This is a genomic window from Thermaerobacillus caldiproteolyticus (genome assembly GCF_013761245.1).
GTDB classification, from domain to species: domain Bacteria; phylum Bacillota; class Bacilli; order Bacillales; family Anoxybacillaceae; genus Thermaerobacillus; species Thermaerobacillus caldiproteolyticus.
In genome coordinates this window covers 1-18,704 of the sequence record NZ_JACDUT010000011.1, presented here as the reverse complement: position 1 = coordinate 18,704, position 18,704 = coordinate 1, and the positions used below count along the sequence as shown (strand labels likewise).

Genomic DNA, 18,704 nt, shown 5'->3' with positions numbered 1-18,704 from the left:
TTTTTATCTTTCCAACATTGTTTTGTCAACTTTTCTATGTTCCTGTTTATAATATAACTAAAACATAAGAGGGAAGAGCTAAAAATAGTTGCATTACACTTATTCATACATATATTTTGCACCAATCTCTCTACAAATATCTACTTAACCTTTGAGCCCAATTTTGAGGTGTTTCCTGAATGTGTTTTACTTTCGTATGCCGAATCATCTGCAAAAATGAATTACTCCAACTCCCACTATTGTAAACAAGATTTCTAAGCAATTTTTGAATGTGTGACTCATCTTTGTATAAGCTCCCAACCGATGGGATAATTAAAGTCGAGATAGAACGGTTATCAGGAACTGCCACCTCAATTATGTATGAAACTTTGCCTTGGTTCACTATTCTAGCAACGGCACAAACACGCCTTCTTCCGTCTGGCAACCGAGAAAATTTTCTTCCTAGTGGCAGAAATACTACATTTACAGAAACTGATAAATGAGGATAGCTTTTAGATAAACGTTGAATCATCTCAAAAAACTGTTCCAAACCGTAATTAGCAATAGAATCAGCGATTTCCAATGTTCGAAATTCAATGGGTGCAACCGTTCCACCAAAAATGGATTCATCTACTCCAACAATCTGCTGCTGAGTAGCTCCGCCACGACCTTTATTTGAAATATAGGCATTTCCCTTGTTCACTTTCTGCGCTTGTTTTGATATTCTTTTAATGACGACTGAATGACGGAAAGCGAATTGAGTGGGTTCTTGTTCAATGACTAGTTGATGAGTATCCTCTTTTGATCGCTTTCCGTTTTTTTCGTTTAATACATATTCTGTATCTCCATTTTTCTGTGAAATCCTCGTCTTTTTGGGAGCATTCGTATAAACATTTCTCTTAATAGACTTGTGACTGTATTGGATTTGAAACACAGGAAGCGTTATATTATCAATCCCAAGCAATTCTAATATCAATACCTCATTTTGTTGCTGTATCCCTCTATATGCAATCCTGGTATTCTGAATGGATGGGACGGCCATCTCTAACGGAATACCATATGAGACATTTTGATTTGCCGCATAGCTATAAGCATTAGTTTGAACGGAACAAAAAGATTTTTTAATTTCATCGTTTAAATATAACCAAGCCATGTAATGAACAAATTCATTAGTAACAATTGTGGAAGGAATTTCATGGGCTAATTCTATAAACACTGTTTGCGAATTTAGATAATGGACATTATTGATAAGGAAATCTAATCCATTGGGTCTCAACAGTGCGTTAGCTAAAAGCTTGTATTTAACATATAAGGCACGTATAAGTTCTGCATGTGAAACATAATATGTTATTCCGTTTGAAGAAAAGGACCAAACATGTTGATGGATTAGTTCGGGCATCTTGTATAAGAAGTAACCAAATTTTTTACAAGCGTCAATCGCCTTTGTCGTTTTGCCTTTTCCCAAATCTTCAATCATTACTTGATTGTAACTCCCTGCTTTTTGCGTTGATAGAGGCAAGCCGTCTCTGTAAAATTGTCCTAATCTTAATAGAGGAAATGCACCTATAGGTAACTCAAGGATCTGGCATTTTTTTGATTCTTTAAAAGCTGCTTGTAAATACCACTGCTGGTCTTTTCCCTGTTTGACATTCCCAAACCAATGTAATGATACGACTTGTTGCTGATTAAAGGGCCATGGTCTGATTTTTACCACCTATATCACCTTCCACTCTTAGCTGCTGATACTTTATGATTTCATCATTAATAGCTTGTTGTACCTTTTCTGCAACATTCCCCTTTAAACCGGCCAACCGTTTTACTTTCCATTCCATAACTGATTCATTCTTACTGAACAAATAGTGACAGGCCCATCTTACTCTACGAATCTGAAATTGTTCTCTCGTTTCAATTTGTTGAAGGATATATTCCTTTGTTTTAGGTAGCTTATCCAAATGTTTTTCTAGTAGCGATAACTTTCGAATTTCTTTACCTATTCGACTTTTATTAATATAGATAGGCTTATCAGCACTTTTAAGTTTCTTTATAACTAATTTGACTTCTTTAAGAACTTCTTCGTCTCTTTCAGACCAATTAATTTTTAAATGCGATGACTGCCTGTTAGGCTGCTTAGGTGAATGTTTTTTCAACCACTCCCGATCATGTCGGTAAAGCCAAGCATAAAGAGCAGGTTCTATACTTCTAATCTGCGTAACTGATTTATTGGGATGTTGCTTTAATAGTTTCATCCATTCCTTCTGTTTTTTAGATTTCACTAATTCTAACTCATCTAGCTTGTTATCTGTTATTATTGGCTTTCCTTTATTCGCATACTTGATAACTGTCATAATATCGCATTGCAATTCTTTTGCTGCTGCATAATAACTCAATTTTTCAACATGTATCATGCGATGTAATTTATCCAACCATACTTGTCCATACTGCTTGATGCGACCAATTTTATATAAATCTTGTTCACTCTTATCCGGTCCCCGGCGGGAATAGATAAATCCACACGTGCATTCAAATGTGCCAACAGGTCTTCTTGTGTCTGTACAAATAGTTGTTTTAACATTGGGAATCACTCGTTGTTTATAATGCTTGGCAGCAGGATTTAAGCAAAAGTAAGGTCCTTCGCCAAACGGCTTATACTCCTTGTGAGCATATTGATAAAAGGTATCTATTTCTTCTCCCAGAAAGTAAATAAGCAATAAATGGCGAATAGGATGAAAAGATTTACGATGTTTGCGTGTTATGCTTTTGAGCCAACAGGATTCACTCAAAATATCAACAGAGGACTGCATGGCTTCTAAAAATTCTTCACCATAAAATAATGTAAATTGCTCAGCCAACAGTTGCTGATTAACTTTCCCATTAATCGTTGCGTATCCATGTCGTTGTAATAAATAGCGATAGGATGATTGGATACCCTCCCATGTGAAATGAAAATCTCCTTGAATAAGCTTTACACTTTGTTCTGCTAGAATTTGAAAAAACCTCTCTGTACGTTCTAAAAATACCTTTTTGACTCCTAACCTAATACAATTACTTGGAGATGCTGCAATAAACTCATGTTTATTTTTTCCACGGAATGGAACAGAAGAATCGCATAAATACTGATTATGTTTAAGACACATATATACACCAGGTAATTGATGAGAGACTTTCCAATACGACTCACCTATAGTTTCTATATCCTCTTGAAAACATCGAGGACAAAAACGAAAATAAGTCCATTCCTTAATAGCGTTTGCCATTATCCCTGTCATCATATGGATAGCTCCTGAATGTTCACCACTTTCCATAGCCCTATATACTTTGTGTTTTATCTCTGATGTTGCAAAGGTTGTATAATAACGAAATAATGTGTGCTTCTTTATCCATTGAGCTACGTCGGGTACTTGGAAATGCCTCAATTTTTCATAAACAACGTTTAAGTTTGTTGGTAAATCAGGAACAGCCACGATATTCGTCTTCCCATATAAATCTTTCATCGTTTGCTTAGGGCTAATATTAGACGAATGGATATGATATCGTGCAAACCAGCTATACAAAAGTTCATCGTTATATAAGGTTGGAAAGTAACTTAGCATGGAGTTTCCTCCTAGATAACAAATTCATCTAGTGGTGCTTTAATATAACCTGCCTCTCGTAATGATTCATAGGCTGACAGCTTCTGCTTGCGACCTTTATCGATGATGACCCGTAATGTATTTTTTGACGATTGATTTACTTTGCTTTTACTTGGTTCCATCCGTTCTTTTATTAAATTTAATGCTCTTTCCATCAACTCGGCTTGTGAAGCTTCCGGCAAATCCTTTATGGCCTTTGAAGCTACCTTTTCTGCTAATGTAGGATCAATATCTAAATTCATCAATGCAACCATTAGTTTTTCAAGATTGGAAATTTCTCTTTCTCTTCGTTTAAGAGCCTGCAATTCTTTTTTCTTTTGTATGGTAGCCCTTAAATCAATTTTCGATTGATGATATTGTAGATACTCCGCAATATCCATAGGCATAATATCCTCATATTTTTCTAGTTCAGAAATACGCCCGTCTTTTAATGCTTTCAACATCGGTTGGACAAGCTTCAAATCATCTTTTGCAACTCTCCTTATGAGGGCAGGTGTAATTTTTTCTTCTCCTGTTTCAATTGCTCGACCTTGAGATAATGCAAATAGTTTTACAGCGATATCTACTATTCCTTGACTTTCCTCATAGAGTGTCTGATTTAATTCCTCAGTTAACTCTGTCTTGTACCTAATCCATTGATAATTCCACATACTTTCGATAAGCAAATCCCAGTCATCATCCTTTTTCATTTGCTGCCATACCATATCTCCCTGCCCACTGCCACGACGGGCTTGACGAAAATCTTGCTGCAAGACACTTTTTGCACGCATTGTACCAATCATCATAACTGGTACACCAATCTCATTGACCAGAGTAACAAAAAAGTTCATCATCTTTTCTGAATTATTATCGCGAGTTGTTAATAAATGCTGAATTTCATCGATAATTAAGGCCCCTACACAATGCAAGCGAGCAATTTGTCCCATTCTTGTTACCATGGAACTGATAGAATTTCTTCTGCTACCGAACCGTTCATAATAATTAGTTCCAACTAACGATCCATCTTCAAGAAAAAATCCATACATAATGATTTTAACGAACCATCATGTGGACAATTCAGTTTTAGCCATACAACTTGAGTAATATTTAATGGGTGCTTATGAATGATTAACTGTGGATATAAAGATAAAATCCTCTCAATAGCAGTAGTTTTTCCAATGCCGGAAAACCCCATCAAAGTAATACTAGAGGCTGTTGAGCGTATATCGTGCTTAATTTTTTGCCCTGTAAGTGAATGATGAGCCGCAGATAAACTCTTTGTAAAATTGGGAGATAACGGATTTCTACTCACATAACCATACCTCAATAATCGTGAAAATCTCTGTTCTAAGTCTAGATGTTGCATAACTGGTTGGAAAAAACGAGTTAATCTTGGAATCGCATGATATCGAATATGTGTAGGTAATAAACGCTCTTTTTCATCAAATTCTGGATAATAACTCAATGCTTCAAAAGCTTCTTCTGGAGACAGAATAGGAGGTAGAGCTTCAATTAAAGGATTTCCTTGAAAATCAATGACATCTTGCTTTTTATATTCAGCTACTTGAGCATTTAATTTTTCTCCCCATTCACTCATCTTTCTTCTCCTTTCGTCTCCGTAAATATTCTCTTACATTTGGTCTGGCATATTTCTCTTCGACCTCAATCCCCCTATTAATCGGTACAATATCAGCTTGTTTGTGAGGTGTTTCTTCTGAACCAATTTGAAATACTTCGTTTTTTCTTATTTCTTCTCTTTCTAATTTTCTGTGTTCTTTAATAGAGCTGACTCGTTGCAATTTACTTAAACTTTTGTCTTGTAACTGCTCTTTTTTCTTCTTTGCTTCTTTCACAATAGCTTCAACTTCCGAAATATAATCAATATCTTTTTGCAATTGCTGATGGCTATTATCATGCTTCAGTTGTTTTTCGTATTCTTGTAAATAACGAATTTCATCTAAACTTGTATTTTTTAAACGTTCCGACGGTGTCAAAAGATAGCAAGTTTCATATTTTGTTAACCCTGGATCTATCAAAAAAACACTTGTCATATTTCTTGGATCATACGCGATAGTCACTTTCCAAGAGCCTTTTTGTCTCGCTGTCTCAAACCATGATTCTTTCAGTGCACGTTCGCAGCTGTAATAAATACCTTTGAAGCGTATTCCCTTATGTGTAACCGTAGCGTCATCCCTTGGCATTAAGTGTAATTTTACAAGGTCTTCAGGATAGTACCTAAGTTTTCCCGTACGATTTTTAATACCCCAACTCCATAAATGAAGTGGAATAGGTTGAACATCATCTCGAATCATATCTTCATCCCGTATATAGTCTTGTAGAAAGTGCTTTTGATTATAATGCAAAATTTGCTTAATAAGAATTTTAGTGAAGTCTTCCAAGGTTAGGACCGCATCTAATCGATAATCACGAGCTCCACGTTCTTGAAAGTCTTTCTCGACATAGCCAGGTAGAAAAGGCCTTACTTTTTTCTGAATAAGATCAAAATGTTTTTCAACAACGCCTTTCCAGTCAGCTCGATAAGGGGCTGCATTCTCTACATGGATATTAAAAGCCTCTACTAAGCGATCAGCATTAAAGCCTTCAAATTCCCCACGATCTGCTAACAATATTTCTGGCAAATGTTCACTTGGCCATTCTTCTTTTGATATTTCAATTCCATATTCAGCACAAAATTTTTGTTTATCTGTTACAGTGTTCGCCATTGCCATCATGGCACCGAGCCACGAAGGCCCCTCAAGGCCAACATACATTCCAACAACCATGCGACTAAAAACGTCCATCACTAAATAAATTACTGGTCGTCCGATTATCCAGTTTGGATTATATTTAGAAATTAAATATATATCCCCAACGGTTGCATCAATTTGAAAACGTGAACCTGGACCATGAACCTCCGAAAGTGTTGTATTTAAAACAGCCCGGTAATCTTTATCAAACTTTTTACGTCCCTTCCTAGCAATTGTCGATTCTAGCAATGTATATTCTTTGTTGTACCAATAACGGAACTGTGTTAACGTTGGTAGACTCTCTTTATCTTCAATAATTATTTTTTTTACGCCATCCTCAATGTAAATATCTTTAGCGTAAAACTCTTTAATCATCATTTTGTATGCATCAGTCAACCGATTTTCTTTTGAAGTTAAATAGTATTTTTCTAACGCAACCCGAAAAATTTTTTTAGTTCGTTCATCGACATTTATTCCTTGGGAAGAATATTTTCGAGGTCTACCACGTTTTTTAACACCTGCTTCTTTTTCTTTTCCTCTCCCACCTGAATTATTGTAATCAGGCAACAGAGCATTAATGTTCTTACCACGTTGCCAGTATTTACGTAAATATTTACGGACTGCAGGATAGGTTACTTGATGTTTTTCCATTGCATCCTTTATATATTTTGAACGTTGCTTTTTCTCGTATATGGCTGGTTCATCATTAACCATCTCTTCAATAACTTTCCAAGCTTGATTTCTTAGCTCTATATACTTTTCAGGAATATCTTGAATACCTGAACTCATAAAAGGATCTTCTTTTATTTTGATAAGTGATTCCTCTAAAATTTCGTCAGTTAATTCTTGAATTAACCGTTTAAAAGGAAGAGCTTTTTCATCATAAATGTCAATTAGATAAGCTACTACATTCCCATCATCTATCCATAAAATACGGTATATTTCACCACTAAGAGGATTTTTGAGTAGTTCATTAACAAAGAAATTCAATTAGCCCACCTCTTTTCTGTTATAAAGTTAGGCGGAAATTCAAGAATCGTTGTGTTCGACATTAGATCTATTTTTTTCGTTATATTTATTTTGATAATCTTGTGTGCAAGCATATATTTGAACATAGATAAAGCACTACCATTTGCCAATTTAAATGTTTCATCGAATTCTTTTAATAGATGAAGTATCGGCATATTGTTTTTGGCTAGTGCTTCATATAGTGAATAAAGCAATTTTTTATCTAAATCATCCGATAAAAAATAAGCTGAATGTAACCACTTGATATTGTCTATTGCATCTCTTGGTAATTCCTTTTCTGTTACGATGCCCCAGTCTACACCTTGTTTTGTCCAATATTCTCTTTCGATTTCAAACTTTTCGATAACCCTTGATGAATTTAATTCTTTATTTTCTTTTACTGTTCTGGCAAAGTAAATAATTTCTTTTTCTTTTCGTACTGTGATGAGAAAATCTGTCGTCATTACAATCGGGGTCTGTGTTGCGGAATCTATGGGGTGTTTTATGTTTTTCTCCTCAGCGATGGGAAGCGTCACATCACGTGGTAGAGGGAATTGTTCTCTAATATCAATAACTTCATCTGCCCAATCGAGTAAGCAAAAATAATTATATTCCATATCGGATAGGAGGTGATGCGTTCGACTTGTGGTCCAACCTTTTACACGATGGGCTCGTCCACTTGAAGGCACGTCTTGAATCATTAACCAAGGCGTATAATTAGATAACTCGCCTTGGCCACGACCTTCTTTATAGTAACGAGCAATTTTTTCCTCCGTCCAACCTGTTTTGCGTTTTGGCATATAACCACCTCCTAGGACATTAGAACTGTAATTACATAACCAACAATTCCCGAAATTGCTGCTCCTAAAAGAAAAATGAATAAATTATATCCCCAATTCTCTTTAACTAATTCATAGAATCCTTGAGGAGTTAGACCGTATACTTCCCTTAAGGATGAATCAGTTTTTAATTCATTGTCTATTATTCGGTCCACAATAATATGAAGTATATCTACTTTCCTTAAAGTTGATTGATGTAATTTAACAAACTCTTTTTTTTCAAAAGCCTCTGCTTCCTCTGCTCCAGAAAGAAAATCTCTTTTTGTAATATTGTTTTTATCCACTAGCTTTTCAAAACGAGGATGTTCTTTAATATAGTTAGTACCATATATATCGACTATTTTCCTAGCAAGGTCAAATTTGTTTTTATCGTGAATAACAACCGGAGTTCCACCTAGAACACTGTATCTGTGATTTATAGCTTCAAAACCATAATTGATATCCCTCATGTTCCAATGAATCCAGTTATAATTATTATGACTGGTTACAAATTGAAAAAATTCATCTAGCATTTCTCTTTCTAATTCATCATAATGCTCTTCTATTCTATCTAACTTACCTTGCTTCTCTGCTACTTTATGAATAGAAAAAGAAACTGTTTGACCCGTACTATAATACCTAACTGCTATAGAGGTTATTCTAGGGGTTCTGCCATCCTTGATATTGTAGAAACTCTCACATGAATAATGAATTAATAATAAATTAGAATCTCTTTGAACCAGTTCGTTTAATTCTTTTAATGCATCCTTCCGCTTTTTAATTCTATTTTTCACATTCGCCAACAAAATCACCTCACAAAAAAACACACGTTCGGAGTTACTTCCATTTTACTCCATAACGTGTGTTTTTTTAAACAACTTTTTTATTTTTTAAACGACTTTTTTATTACTCGACAAAAACGGGACATGTGTTTTTACCTTTTATTCAACCGTCACGCTCTTTGCCAAGTTGCGTGGTTTGTCAACGTCGCAGCCGCGGTGTAATGCAGCGTAGTAAGCGATAAGCTGCAATGGCACAACGGAAACAAGCGGCGTTAACATTGGATGAACCGCTGGAATGACGTAACGGTCTTCTTCTGTTTCTAAGCCTCTCATCGAGATAATGCAAGGGTTCGCACCGCGGGCAACCACTTCTTTCACATTACCGCGAATACTTAAGTTAACGTGCTCTTGCGTTGCCAAAGCGATTACCGGTGTACCATTTTCGATTAACGCGATGGTACCATGCTTTAATTCACCGCCGGCAAATCCTTCCGCTTGAATGTAAGAAATCTCTTTTAATTTCAACGCGCCTTCTAGGCAAACGTAGAAATCAACAGCACGACCGATGAAGAAACAGTTGCGTGTTGTCGCCAAATATTCACGTGCGATTTTTTCCATTTCTTCCTTCGCATCGCAAAGCATTTCCATGACGTTTGCGATGATTCCTAACTCTTTCACAAGGTCAAAATCAAGCTCAATGCCCTTTGCTTTCGCTGTAACGGTAGCTAAAATAGCAAGCACCGCGATTTGTGCCGTATACGCTTTTGTTGAAGCCACAGCGATTTCCGGACCTGCATGAAGCAATAACGTATAATCCGCTTCACGTGATAGCGTTGAACCAGGCACGTTCGTAATTGTGACCGCTTTATAACCAAGCTCTTTTGTTTGAACAAGCACGGCACGGCTGTCTGCTGTTTCGCCGCTTTGTGAGATATAAATAAATAATGGACGTTCTGACAGCAACGGCATATTATATGAAAATTCGCTAGCAACATGCACTTCGACAGGGATTTTCGCCCATTTTTCAATCAATTGTTTACCGACTAATCCAGCATGGTAGCTTGTACCGCAGGCGATAATGTAGAGACGGTCTGCATCAGTCACAGCGTTAATAATTTCAGGATCAATCGTTAAATGACCATTTTCGTCTTGGTATTTTTGAATAATGCGACGCATCACAAGCGGTTGTTCGTCAATTTCCTTTAACATGTAATGCGGGTATGTTCCTTTTTCAATGTCGCTTGCGTCTAGTTCGGCTGTATATGGAGAACGTTCAACAATTTCGCCGTCCAACTTCTTAATTGTAATAGTCTCTCTTGTAACAATGACCATTTCTTTATCCATTAACTCGACATATTGATTGGTCACTTGCAACATCGCCATCGCATCACTAGCAACGACGTTAAAACCGTTACCGATTCCCACTAACAGCGGGCTCTTATTTTTCGCCACATAAATGACATCTCTATCTTCAGCATCAATGAGCGCAATGGCGTAAGAACCTTTTAAAAGTGTTAATGTTTTACGAAATGCCTCTTCTACGTTCAAGCCGCTGTTCACAAATTTCTCAACAAGCTGTACGATCACTTCCGTATCAGTGTCACTTTTTAGTTCAACATCTTGCAAGTAGTCACGTTTTAAGATCGCATAGTTTTCAATGACACCATTATGCACTAATGTAAAACGACCTGAGGCACTTTGGTGTGGATGCGCATTGACTCGGCTTGGCGCACCATGTGTCGCCCAACGTGTATGACCGATACCAAGTGGAGCTTCTACACTTAGATCGACAATTTGCCGTAAATCGGCAATGCGGCCTTTTTCTTTAAACACATGGACTCCTTCTTTATTTAACACCGCAATACCAGCTGAATCATAACCACGATATTCTAATTTTTCAAGTCCGCGCAATAAAATTTCTTTTGCATCTTGTTGTCCAATATATCCGACAATTCCACACATAAAAAGTATTCCTCCCTTTTTTAGGGAGGCTGTCAGACAAGGGTCTAGCCCCCTCGAACTCGAATCATAACAATCCATCACATTCATTCTAATCGATTCATTTGAGGGGGCTGGTCCTTTGTTTCGACAGACTCCCCTTTTGCGATTCTCTTTGCGATTACGTCCTTCCCTTTGTCCAAAGAGTCGCCTCTTTGTTTTTAGAAAGGACTTACGGCTGTAATCGCGACAACCGGGAGGCATCCGCCGAACGATCGATAAACCTCCTCCTCGTCAACTAAGCTTTTTTCCGACCAAAGCTTAGTCCAGGCGCTTTACAAATCAATTACTTCTTCTACCCACCTTTCTATCTTGAATCACAACACACAACAAAGTTATATTACAGTAATTCACTAAGACACGTCAACTCTAATATAACTTTATAAAATAAAATATGCATAAATGGAATAGAAGGTTCCATTTATGCATAGGATGTCTGTGACAAATAACAATTATTCGATACCCATTTCTTCTCGAATCACAGTAGCAATGCGTTCTACATAGTTTCGGCATGCTTCTTCCGTTGGTGCCTCTGCCATGACACGTACGAGTGGTTCCGTTCCAGACGGACGAACAAGAATGCGACCGTTCCCATTCATCTCCGTTTCGACCGCTTGAATGACTGCTTTTACATTCTCATTTTCCATGACCTTGTGCTTATCCGCTACTTTCACATTGACTAGAAGCTGCGGATATTTTGGCATTTCACTAGCCAGTTCAGAAAGTGGTTTTTTTGTGATTTTTATAATATTGACAAGTTGAAGAGCAGTTAATAGCCCATCTCCTGTTGTATTATAGTCGAGGAAGATGATATGTCCAGACTGCTCTCCCCCTAGGTTATAACCATTTTTCTTCATTTCCTCTACGACATAGCGGTCGCCGACTGCAGTTTGCACGCTTTTGATTCCTTGTGCCTCCAGTGCTTTATAAAATCCAAGATTGCTCATAACCGTTGAAACAACTGTTTGGTGTTTTAGTCGACCCATCTCTTTTAAATATTTCGCGCAAATATACATAATTTGGTCACCATCAACAATGTTTCCATGTTCATCCACAGCAATCAAACGGTCACCATCTCCATCGAACGCAAGCCCGACATCTGCCCCTTTCTCTTTGACAAATGCGGCTAGTGCCTCAGGATGTGTCGAACCGACCCCTTCATTAATATTGATTCCGTTTGGTGAAGCTCCCATTGTCAATACATCAGCTTCTAAGTCAGCAAATAGATGGGTCGCCAACGAAGAAGTAGCTCCATGCGCACAATCAAGCGCAATTCGTAATCCTGAAAAATCTTCTTCGATCGTTTGCTTTAAATATTGTAAGTATTTTTGGCCACCTTCAAAATAATCGTTGACTTGTCCTAAATCCTTTCCAGTTGGTCTTGGCAATGTATCTTCTGTACTATCTATTAGCTCTTCGATTTCTTGTTCCTGTTCATCAGAAAGTTTGAATCCGTCTGGGCCAAAGAATTTGATCCCATTATCTTGGACAGGGTTATGGGAAGCGGAAATCATAATTCCCGCTTGAGCCCCTAACGCTTTCGTCAAGTAAGCAACTCCCGGTGTCGAAATGACACCAAGACGCATGACCTCTGCCCCAATGGAAAGCAATCCAGCGACAAGCGCTCCTTCAAGCATATGTCCTGAAATGCGTGTATCTCGGCCAATTAACACTTTTGGACGTTCTTTATCTTTCGTTAATACATAACCACCGCAGCGACCAATTTTGAACGCTAGCTCCGGTGTCAGTTCACTATTAGCCACTCCACGCACACCATCAGTACCAAAATATTTACCCATTATGCCTATCTCTCCTTACTCATTGATTATCTTTTGGCTAATTTTTATCTTCACTTTATTTTTTGGTAAATTCCATGTAATGTTTTGTGGACCATTGACCTCGACCGGCACTTCATGCTCGCCGACCCCTAGTTCATTGACATTGATATATAACTCTAAATCATCCGCTTGAATGCTATTTAATATACTAGGAGCTCCGGATAGTTGAACATCCATGTTTTGCTCTTCCGGTTCTAAAAATTCAACCGTATACTGGTCACTTAATCCTAATACGTGAATAGGTAGTGCTTTAAACGTCTTCGTTTGTTCCTCTTGAACTTGAATGTTAATTTTGACTTTGGAAGGATCAACACTTTTAACCCCTTCCGGTAGCGGGACTTTCATTTCTAACGTTGTATCTTTTGTAATTTCTCCTAGGTTAATCGTAATGCCATCAATAAATTCAATACGATCAATTTTTTCTTTTGGTCCAAAAATTGTTACCTGATTTGGGACTGTTTCAATTTTGACGATGCTTAATCCTTTTTTCAAAGTTCCTATCCGATTAATTTTTAATGGAACCGATTTGCTAGGGCTTGTGACAGGTACCGTTACTTCTACAACAGAAGGATCAACTTCTAAATTCAGTACCCTTCCCTCATTATCATAAACAGTTACTTTGGATTCTTGTTCAATCGTTTCTTTAGCTCCCTCAAGATTCACTCTTGCTTTCACTAGTGCTACTCGATCAACAAGTTCTTTTGCTCCTGTAATCGTCACCATATTTGGTTTTACAATTGGTTGTTCTACCGAATAACCGGTCGCTACTTTGTTTTGATGGATAAAATCAACATCAACCGGAAAATCTTTTGAAACCTTTTCATGAATCGTCACTGTCGCCGTCGCAGGCTGGATTTTTACATTGAGTTTGTCTGAGATGTTTTTATATTTGATCGGAACTGTATGGGTGCCTAACTCTAAGTTGGTTAAGTCCACATAGATTTCAAAATCACGCTGTAAAGCGGTTGGCTTCAAAATGCTAGCTGGCCCTTCTAACGTAACATTGACGGTTTTAGGGATGCCTGATACGACTAAGTTCTCTTCATCATAATAAGTCACGACAGGAACATTGGTGATTGTCTCAATATCTGTTTGACCTACGGAATTACGTGTAATAGCACCTGATTTCGTTTCCTTTTCTTCAATGTTTACTGACATATAGAGCATAATCGCCAGTAGCAACGAAAAAATTTTCATAAACCAATGGTTGTTCATCAATTTATCCATGCTTCTTCCCCCTCCATTGCCAGCGGGATGAGGAAGCGGTCTTCGTTGCCGGTGTTAACTCCTTTGTGAGCAGCTCACGAAACTGCTCTGGAGTTAAGTCTCGATGCAGCTCCCCGTTTTTTGTCACTGATACAGCACCCGTTTCCTCTGATACAACGACCGTCACGCTATCAGTTACCTCGCTAATCCCTAATGCGGCACGATGACGCGTTCCTAGCTCTTTTGAAATAAATGGGCTTTCTGATAGCGGTAAATAACAGCCTGCGGCAGCTACATGATTTTTCTGAATAATGACCGCACCATCATGCAAAGGAGTATTTGGAATAAAAATATTGATTAACAATTCGGATGAAATTTGAGCATTAAGAAGAATTCCTGTCTCAATATAGTCTCCCATCCCTGTTTCCCGCTCTACGGATATGAGAGCACCGATTCTCCGTTTTGCCATATATTCGGTTGCTTTAATGATGGCTTCCACCATTTTTATTTGTTCTTCGTCCTCAGACCCACTGCTTCTTGAAAATAGCTTTCCCCGTCCTAGCTGTTCTAGCGCACGCCGTAATTCTGGCTGGAAAATAATAATGATCGCTAAAAATCCCCACGTTAATGCTTGATCCATGAGCCATTGTAACGTGCTAAGACCCAAGAAATTACTTACAATTCGCACAAGTATAATGAGAATGATTCCTTTTAAAAGCTGAACCGCTTTTGTCCCACGAATCACCATAATTAATTTATAAATTACGTACCAAACAAGCAAGATATCAACGATTTTGCCTAAATAGCTTAAAATCGGGAGCTCTCCAAAAGGCATTCTCACACTTCCTTTATAATTCGAATTCCTGTATATTTTATTTACACAACTCTTCTATTATATCACATATGTAAAAAAGCCATCAAAGAGATGGCCTTTTATTCAAATGCTTTCATCACATCTTTTACTGATTCTTTAATATTATACCAAATCCAGTCAAATACTTGATTAATTTCTTCAATTTCTCCTGTTACTTGTCCAGCAGACGCCAAATATTTTTCACCATGAATAACTGTGACATCGCCGTTAACCTTTCCTTCTATTTTAATCGAACCATTACGTACAACAATATCACCTTCAACCACTTTCCCTTTTGGAACAATCACCGTTCGATCTTGAATAATAACATTTTCTCGAGTGGAAACAGAAAATTGCTGCTCGCCGTTCCATGTTGTGAAAAGACTTCCAACCATTAAAGCCAAAAATAACGAGGCCGCTGTAACAAACGGATGATTTTTCAACCATCTTCCTAATCGGACCATTTTCTTTTCCTTCGGCAATCTTGCCATGACATTCGCAGTAAAATTCGAAGAGGGAGTGATATGAGAAGCATGCTGAATAAACGCAATCGTTCTCTTTAAGCTATTAAAATGATGAGCACACGCTGAACATTGCTGTAAGTGTTCTCGCAGCTCTCTTTCATCATCAGGAGTAATATCGTCATCTAAGTAATCGTGCATTAATTTAATAATGTGATTCGGACACTCCATTTTCTTCACCCCTCTCATAGATGGCCCAAATGTTTTCTTAACGCTTCTCTTCCTCGGTGAATTCTCGTCTTTACCGTCCCAATTGGAATATCAAGAATTTCACTAATTTCCTGTAAGGATAAGTCCTCAATATATTTTAACACAATCACACTTCGGTACTTCTCTGGTAATTTTTCTATTGCCTTTTGCACGGTTTCCTGTAATTCCAGACTTTCTAATGTTTCCTCAGGAGAGGCTTCCGTTGATGGAAGTTGAGAATACACCGTTAATCCTTCTGTTCCGCTAACTTCCTCATCTAAATAAACAGAAGGCTTCTTTTTACGTATTTTATCAATGGATAAATTAGTGGCAATTCGATAAAGCCACGAAGAAAATTTCATATTAGTATTGTACGTATGAATATTAATATAAGCACGAACAAAGGCTTCTTGTGCTGCGTCTTCCGCTTCATGCCGATTCCCTAACATTCGATAACACAATCGATATACCTTATCTTTATAGAGCTCGACAATTTCAGCGTACGCATTTTGATCTCCTTTTTTAATGGCCTTAATTCGCTTCTTTATAAATGTTTCCATATAACATGATACCCCCGCTCGCTGCGGCTATTATTGTATTACGATTTTCAAGAAAAAAAGTTTCACCAAACAATGCATGTTTATTTTAGCATATTCACCTAAATTTTACCTAAAAAATCATCAAATTGCTGGTATATTCCAATAAAAACAGCAGACCTTTGTTAGTCTGCTGTCTTTTTTATTATACTAATTTTTCTCCAAAAAGCGAACCCATTAGCGCAACAGCAACAGAGGCTGTTTTGTTTCGTTCGTCTAAAATCGGATTTACTTCAACAAATTCTGCCGAAGTAATCAATTTGGCTTCCGCAAGCATTTCCATTGCTAAATGACTTTCTCGATAAGTGAGTCCTCCAATGACAGGCGTCCCCACCCCTGGAGCATCGTGCGGATCAAGACCATCTAAATCTAATGATAAATGAACACCATCGGTACGTTCTTTTAAATAGGCAATCGTTTCTTCCATTACTTTAGTCATACCAAGACGATCAACTTCATGCATTGTATAAACCTTGATACCCTTTTCATGAATTAATCGCTTTTCTCCTTCATCCAACGAACGCGCCCCAATTAAAACAATGTTTTCTGGCTTGACTTTCGGGCTGTAGCCCCCGATATTGGTGAGAGCCGGATGACCTAATCCAAGGCTTGCGGCTAACGGCATACCATGAATGTTGCCAGACGGAGACGTTTCTGCCGTATTTAAATCCCCGTGAGCATCGTACCAAATAACACCCAAGTTTTTGTAATGTTTTGCTACACCAGCTAATGTCCCGATCGCAATACTATGGTCGCCTCCTAGTACAAGAGGAAAATGTCCCCTTTGAACTACCTCATCTACTGTTTGAGCAAGTTTTTCATTTGTTTCTGCAACCGCTTTCAAATTTCGTAAATTCAGTCGTACTCCTTCATCATCAATTCGCTCGGCTTTACCAATGGAAATATCACCCAAATCTTCAATTTCATAATTAAGATTCTCTAAGCGTTCAATGACTCCTGCATAGCGAATCGCACTTGGTCCCATATCTACACCGCGCCGCGTTTGCCCTAAATCCATCGGAACACCGATAATTGATATTTTTTTCATGCTGTCTCCCCTTCCCCATGTATTACATATATTGTATCGAATAATAGAACATTGACTCAACTTAACATTTTTTTGAATATTTATTCAATAAAGACAAAAATAAAAAACTCCTTAAATCTTCAAGATTTAAGGAGTTTTTCTGATGGAGCCTATCGGGATCGAACCGATGACCTCCTGCGTGCAAAGCAGGCGCTCTCCCAGCTGAGCTAAGGCCCCAACATGATAAAAGCCAAACAAAGCGGAAGACGGGACTCGAACCCGCGACCCCCACCTTGGCAAGGTGGTGTTCTACCACTGAACTACTTCCGCACAAAAATGAGCCATGGAGGACTCGAACCTCCGACCCTCTGATTAAAAGTCAGATGCTCTACCTGCTGAGCTAATGGCTCATGATGAAAATGGCTGGGCTAGCTGGATTCGAACCAGCGCATCACGGAGTCAAAGTCCGTTGCCTTACCGCTTGGCTATAGCCCATTGATATAACTTCATGAAATACTTCTTTGAATATACTTCGTGAATCAACACCGAAGGATTAATTTGAGAATTTCTGAAGGAAATTCACGAAATAATCCGACATTGGTATAACAAGTATGTATATGAGGTTGTTCCCACAGCTTAAGGATGAAAAAGCAATGGTGGAGGGGGACGGATTCGAACCGCCGAACCCACTGGGAGCGGATTTACAGTCCGCCGCGTTTGGCCACTTCGCTACCCCTCCGTATTAATATATAGGGAATGGTGCCGGCTGCAGGACTTGAACCCGCAACCTACTGATTACAAGTCAGTTGCTCTACCAATTGAGCTAAGCCGGCTTCATATGTATGGTGGAGGATGACGGGATCGAACCGCCGACCCCTTGCTTGTAAGGCAAGTGCTCTCCCAGCTGAGCTAATCCTCCAAAAAATAAAAGATGACCCGTACGGGATTCGAACCCGTGTTACCGCCGTGAAAGGGCGGTGTCTTAACCACTTGACCAACGGGCCAAAAGAAATAGACAAACACAAGCTTCCAACCGGGCTTGAACCGGTGACCTCTTCCTTACCATGGAAGTGCTCTACCAACTGAGCTATGGAAGCATGGCTCCGCAGGCAGGATTCGAACCTGCGACCAATCGGTTAACAGCCGATTGCTCTACCACTGAGCTACTGCGGAACGATTAGATCTGCCTAGCGACGACCTACTCTCGCAGGGGCGCTGGCCCCAACTACCATCGGCGCTGGAGAGCTTAACTTCCGTGTTCGGGATGGGAACGGGTGTGACCTCTCCGCCATTGTCACTAGGCAAGATATCGAATTGGACAAGTATGATTATAACGAACCTATCGGTTCTGTCAAGAACTTTTTTGTTCTCTCAAAACTAGATAACCGATATCCATGCAAAGAAGCGAACGCTCGGCTTCACCTTTTTCTTGGTTAAGTCCTCGATCGATTAGTATCCGTCAGCTCCACGTGTCGCCACGCTTCCACCTCGGACCTATCTACCTCGTCATCTTCGAGGGATCTTACTCGCTTGA

Annotated in this window: 14 protein-coding genes, 10 tRNA genes and 2 rRNA genes; all 26 read right to left on the bottom strand. The window is 38.6% G+C overall.

The window, feature by feature from the left end; translation table 11 throughout:
* Window positions 1–130: 130 nt before the first annotated feature.
* A complete protein-coding gene (locus HNR31_RS19175; protein ID WP_181557007.1) occupies window positions 131–1,693 on the bottom strand; it encodes a Tn7-like element transposition protein TnsE in 1,563 nt (520 codons plus the stop codon).
* Window positions 1,665–3,569 (bottom strand): TnsD family Tn7-like transposition protein, encoded by a 1,905-nt coding sequence (locus HNR31_RS14940; protein WP_181557006.1) that lies wholly within the window; start codon window positions 3,567–3,569, stop codon window positions 1,665–1,667. Before HNR31_RS14940 ends, HNR31_RS19175 begins: the two co-directional genes overlap by 29 nt.
* An 11-nt stretch (window positions 3,570–3,580) precedes the next feature.
* Complete coding sequence (locus HNR31_RS19465; RefSeq protein WP_458296331.1) at window positions 3,581–4,534, bottom strand: TniB family NTP-binding protein; 954 nt, start codon at window positions 4,532–4,534, stop codon at window positions 3,581–3,583.
* Between the two features lie 65 nt (window positions 4,535–4,599).
* Complete coding sequence (locus HNR31_RS19460; protein ID WP_458296330.1) at window positions 4,600–5,184, bottom strand: ATP-binding protein; 585 nt, start codon at window positions 5,182–5,184, stop codon at window positions 4,600–4,602.
* A complete protein-coding gene (locus HNR31_RS14930) occupies window positions 5,177–7,324 on the bottom strand; it encodes a Mu transposase C-terminal domain-containing protein (RefSeq protein WP_181557005.1) in 2,148 nt (715 codons plus the stop codon). The genes HNR31_RS19460 and HNR31_RS14930 overlap by 8 nt, the downstream gene beginning before the upstream one ends.
* Window positions 7,321–8,142, bottom strand: a complete 822-nt coding sequence (locus HNR31_RS14925) for a TnsA endonuclease N-terminal domain-containing protein (RefSeq protein ID WP_181557004.1) — start codon at window positions 8,140–8,142, stop codon at window positions 7,321–7,323. Before HNR31_RS14925 ends, HNR31_RS14930 begins: the two co-directional genes overlap by 4 nt.
* Window positions 8,143–8,153: 11 nt before the next feature.
* Window positions 8,154–8,954: a hypothetical protein gene (locus tag HNR31_RS14920; protein ID WP_309505733.1), complete on the bottom strand. Its 801-nt coding sequence runs from the start codon at window positions 8,952–8,954 to the stop codon at window positions 8,154–8,156.
* A gap of 147 nt (window positions 8,955–9,101) precedes the next feature.
* Window positions 9,102–10,904: a glutamine--fructose-6-phosphate transaminase (isomerizing) gene (gene glmS, locus HNR31_RS14915; RefSeq protein ID WP_181557002.1), complete on the bottom strand. Its 1,803-nt coding sequence runs from the start codon at window positions 10,902–10,904 to the stop codon at window positions 9,102–9,104.
* A 488-nt stretch (window positions 10,905–11,392) separates the two neighbouring features.
* Entirely contained in the window at window positions 11,393–12,739 is a 1,347-nt protein-coding gene (gene glmM, locus HNR31_RS14910; protein ID WP_181557001.1) for a phosphoglucosamine mutase, read from the bottom strand.
* Window positions 12,740–12,754: 15 nt separating this feature from the next.
* Window positions 12,755–14,005 (bottom strand): CdaR family protein, encoded by a 1,251-nt coding sequence (locus HNR31_RS14905; RefSeq protein WP_181557000.1) that lies wholly within the window; start codon window positions 14,003–14,005, stop codon window positions 12,755–12,757.
* Entirely contained in the window at window positions 13,998–14,819 is an 822-nt protein-coding gene (gene cdaA / locus HNR31_RS14900; RefSeq protein WP_181556999.1) for a diadenylate cyclase CdaA, read from the bottom strand. Before cdaA ends, HNR31_RS14905 begins: the two co-directional genes overlap by 8 nt.
* A 98-nt stretch (window positions 14,820–14,917) precedes the next feature.
* On the bottom strand, window positions 14,918–15,529 hold the full coding sequence (gene rsiW / locus HNR31_RS14895) for an anti-sigma-W factor RsiW (RefSeq protein WP_181556998.1): 612 nt from the start codon (window positions 15,527–15,529) through the stop codon (window positions 14,918–14,920).
* Between the two features lie 14 nt (window positions 15,530–15,543).
* The gene (gene sigW, locus HNR31_RS14890) at window positions 15,544–16,107 is read right to left on the bottom strand and encodes an RNA polymerase sigma factor SigW (protein ID WP_181556997.1); all 564 of its coding nucleotides are present in this window, start codon (window positions 16,105–16,107) and stop codon (window positions 15,544–15,546) included.
* Window positions 16,108–16,288: 181 nt separating this feature from the next.
* The gene (gene rocF, locus HNR31_RS14885) at window positions 16,289–17,191 is read right to left on the bottom strand and encodes an arginase (RefSeq protein WP_181556996.1); all 903 of its coding nucleotides are present in this window, start codon (window positions 17,189–17,191) and stop codon (window positions 16,289–16,291) included.
* 143 nt (window positions 17,192–17,334) lie between these two features.
* Window positions 17,335–17,407 (bottom strand) — tRNA-Ala (locus HNR31_RS14880).
* 21 nt (window positions 17,408–17,428) lie between these two features.
* Window positions 17,429–17,500 (bottom strand) — tRNA-Gly (locus HNR31_RS14875).
* Window positions 17,501–17,507: 7 nt separating this feature from the next.
* Window positions 17,508–17,580: transfer RNA gene (locus tag HNR31_RS14870), tRNA-Lys, on the bottom strand.
* Window positions 17,581–17,590: 10 nt separating this feature from the next.
* A tRNA-Gln gene (locus tag HNR31_RS14865) sits at window positions 17,591–17,665 on the bottom strand.
* 159 nt (window positions 17,666–17,824) lie between these two features.
* Window positions 17,825–17,909 (bottom strand) — tRNA-Tyr (locus HNR31_RS14860).
* Between the two features lie 18 nt (window positions 17,910–17,927).
* A tRNA-Thr gene (locus HNR31_RS14855) sits at window positions 17,928–18,003 on the bottom strand.
* A 10-nt stretch (window positions 18,004–18,013) separates the two neighbouring features.
* A tRNA-Val gene (locus HNR31_RS14850) sits at window positions 18,014–18,089 on the bottom strand.
* Window positions 18,090–18,102: 13 nt separating this feature from the next.
* Window positions 18,103–18,174 (bottom strand) — tRNA-Glu (locus HNR31_RS14845).
* 20 nt (window positions 18,175–18,194) lie between these two features.
* A tRNA-Thr gene (locus HNR31_RS14840) sits at window positions 18,195–18,267 on the bottom strand.
* Between the two features lies 1 nt (window position 18,268).
* Window positions 18,269–18,343: transfer RNA gene (locus HNR31_RS14835), tRNA-Asn, on the bottom strand.
* A gap of 12 nt (window positions 18,344–18,355) precedes the next feature.
* Window positions 18,356–18,472 (bottom strand): 5S ribosomal RNA (rrf, locus tag HNR31_RS14830).
* A 127-nt stretch (window positions 18,473–18,599) separates the two neighbouring features.
* A 23S ribosomal RNA gene (locus tag HNR31_RS14825) occupies window positions 18,600–18,704 on the bottom strand; the annotation flags it as partial.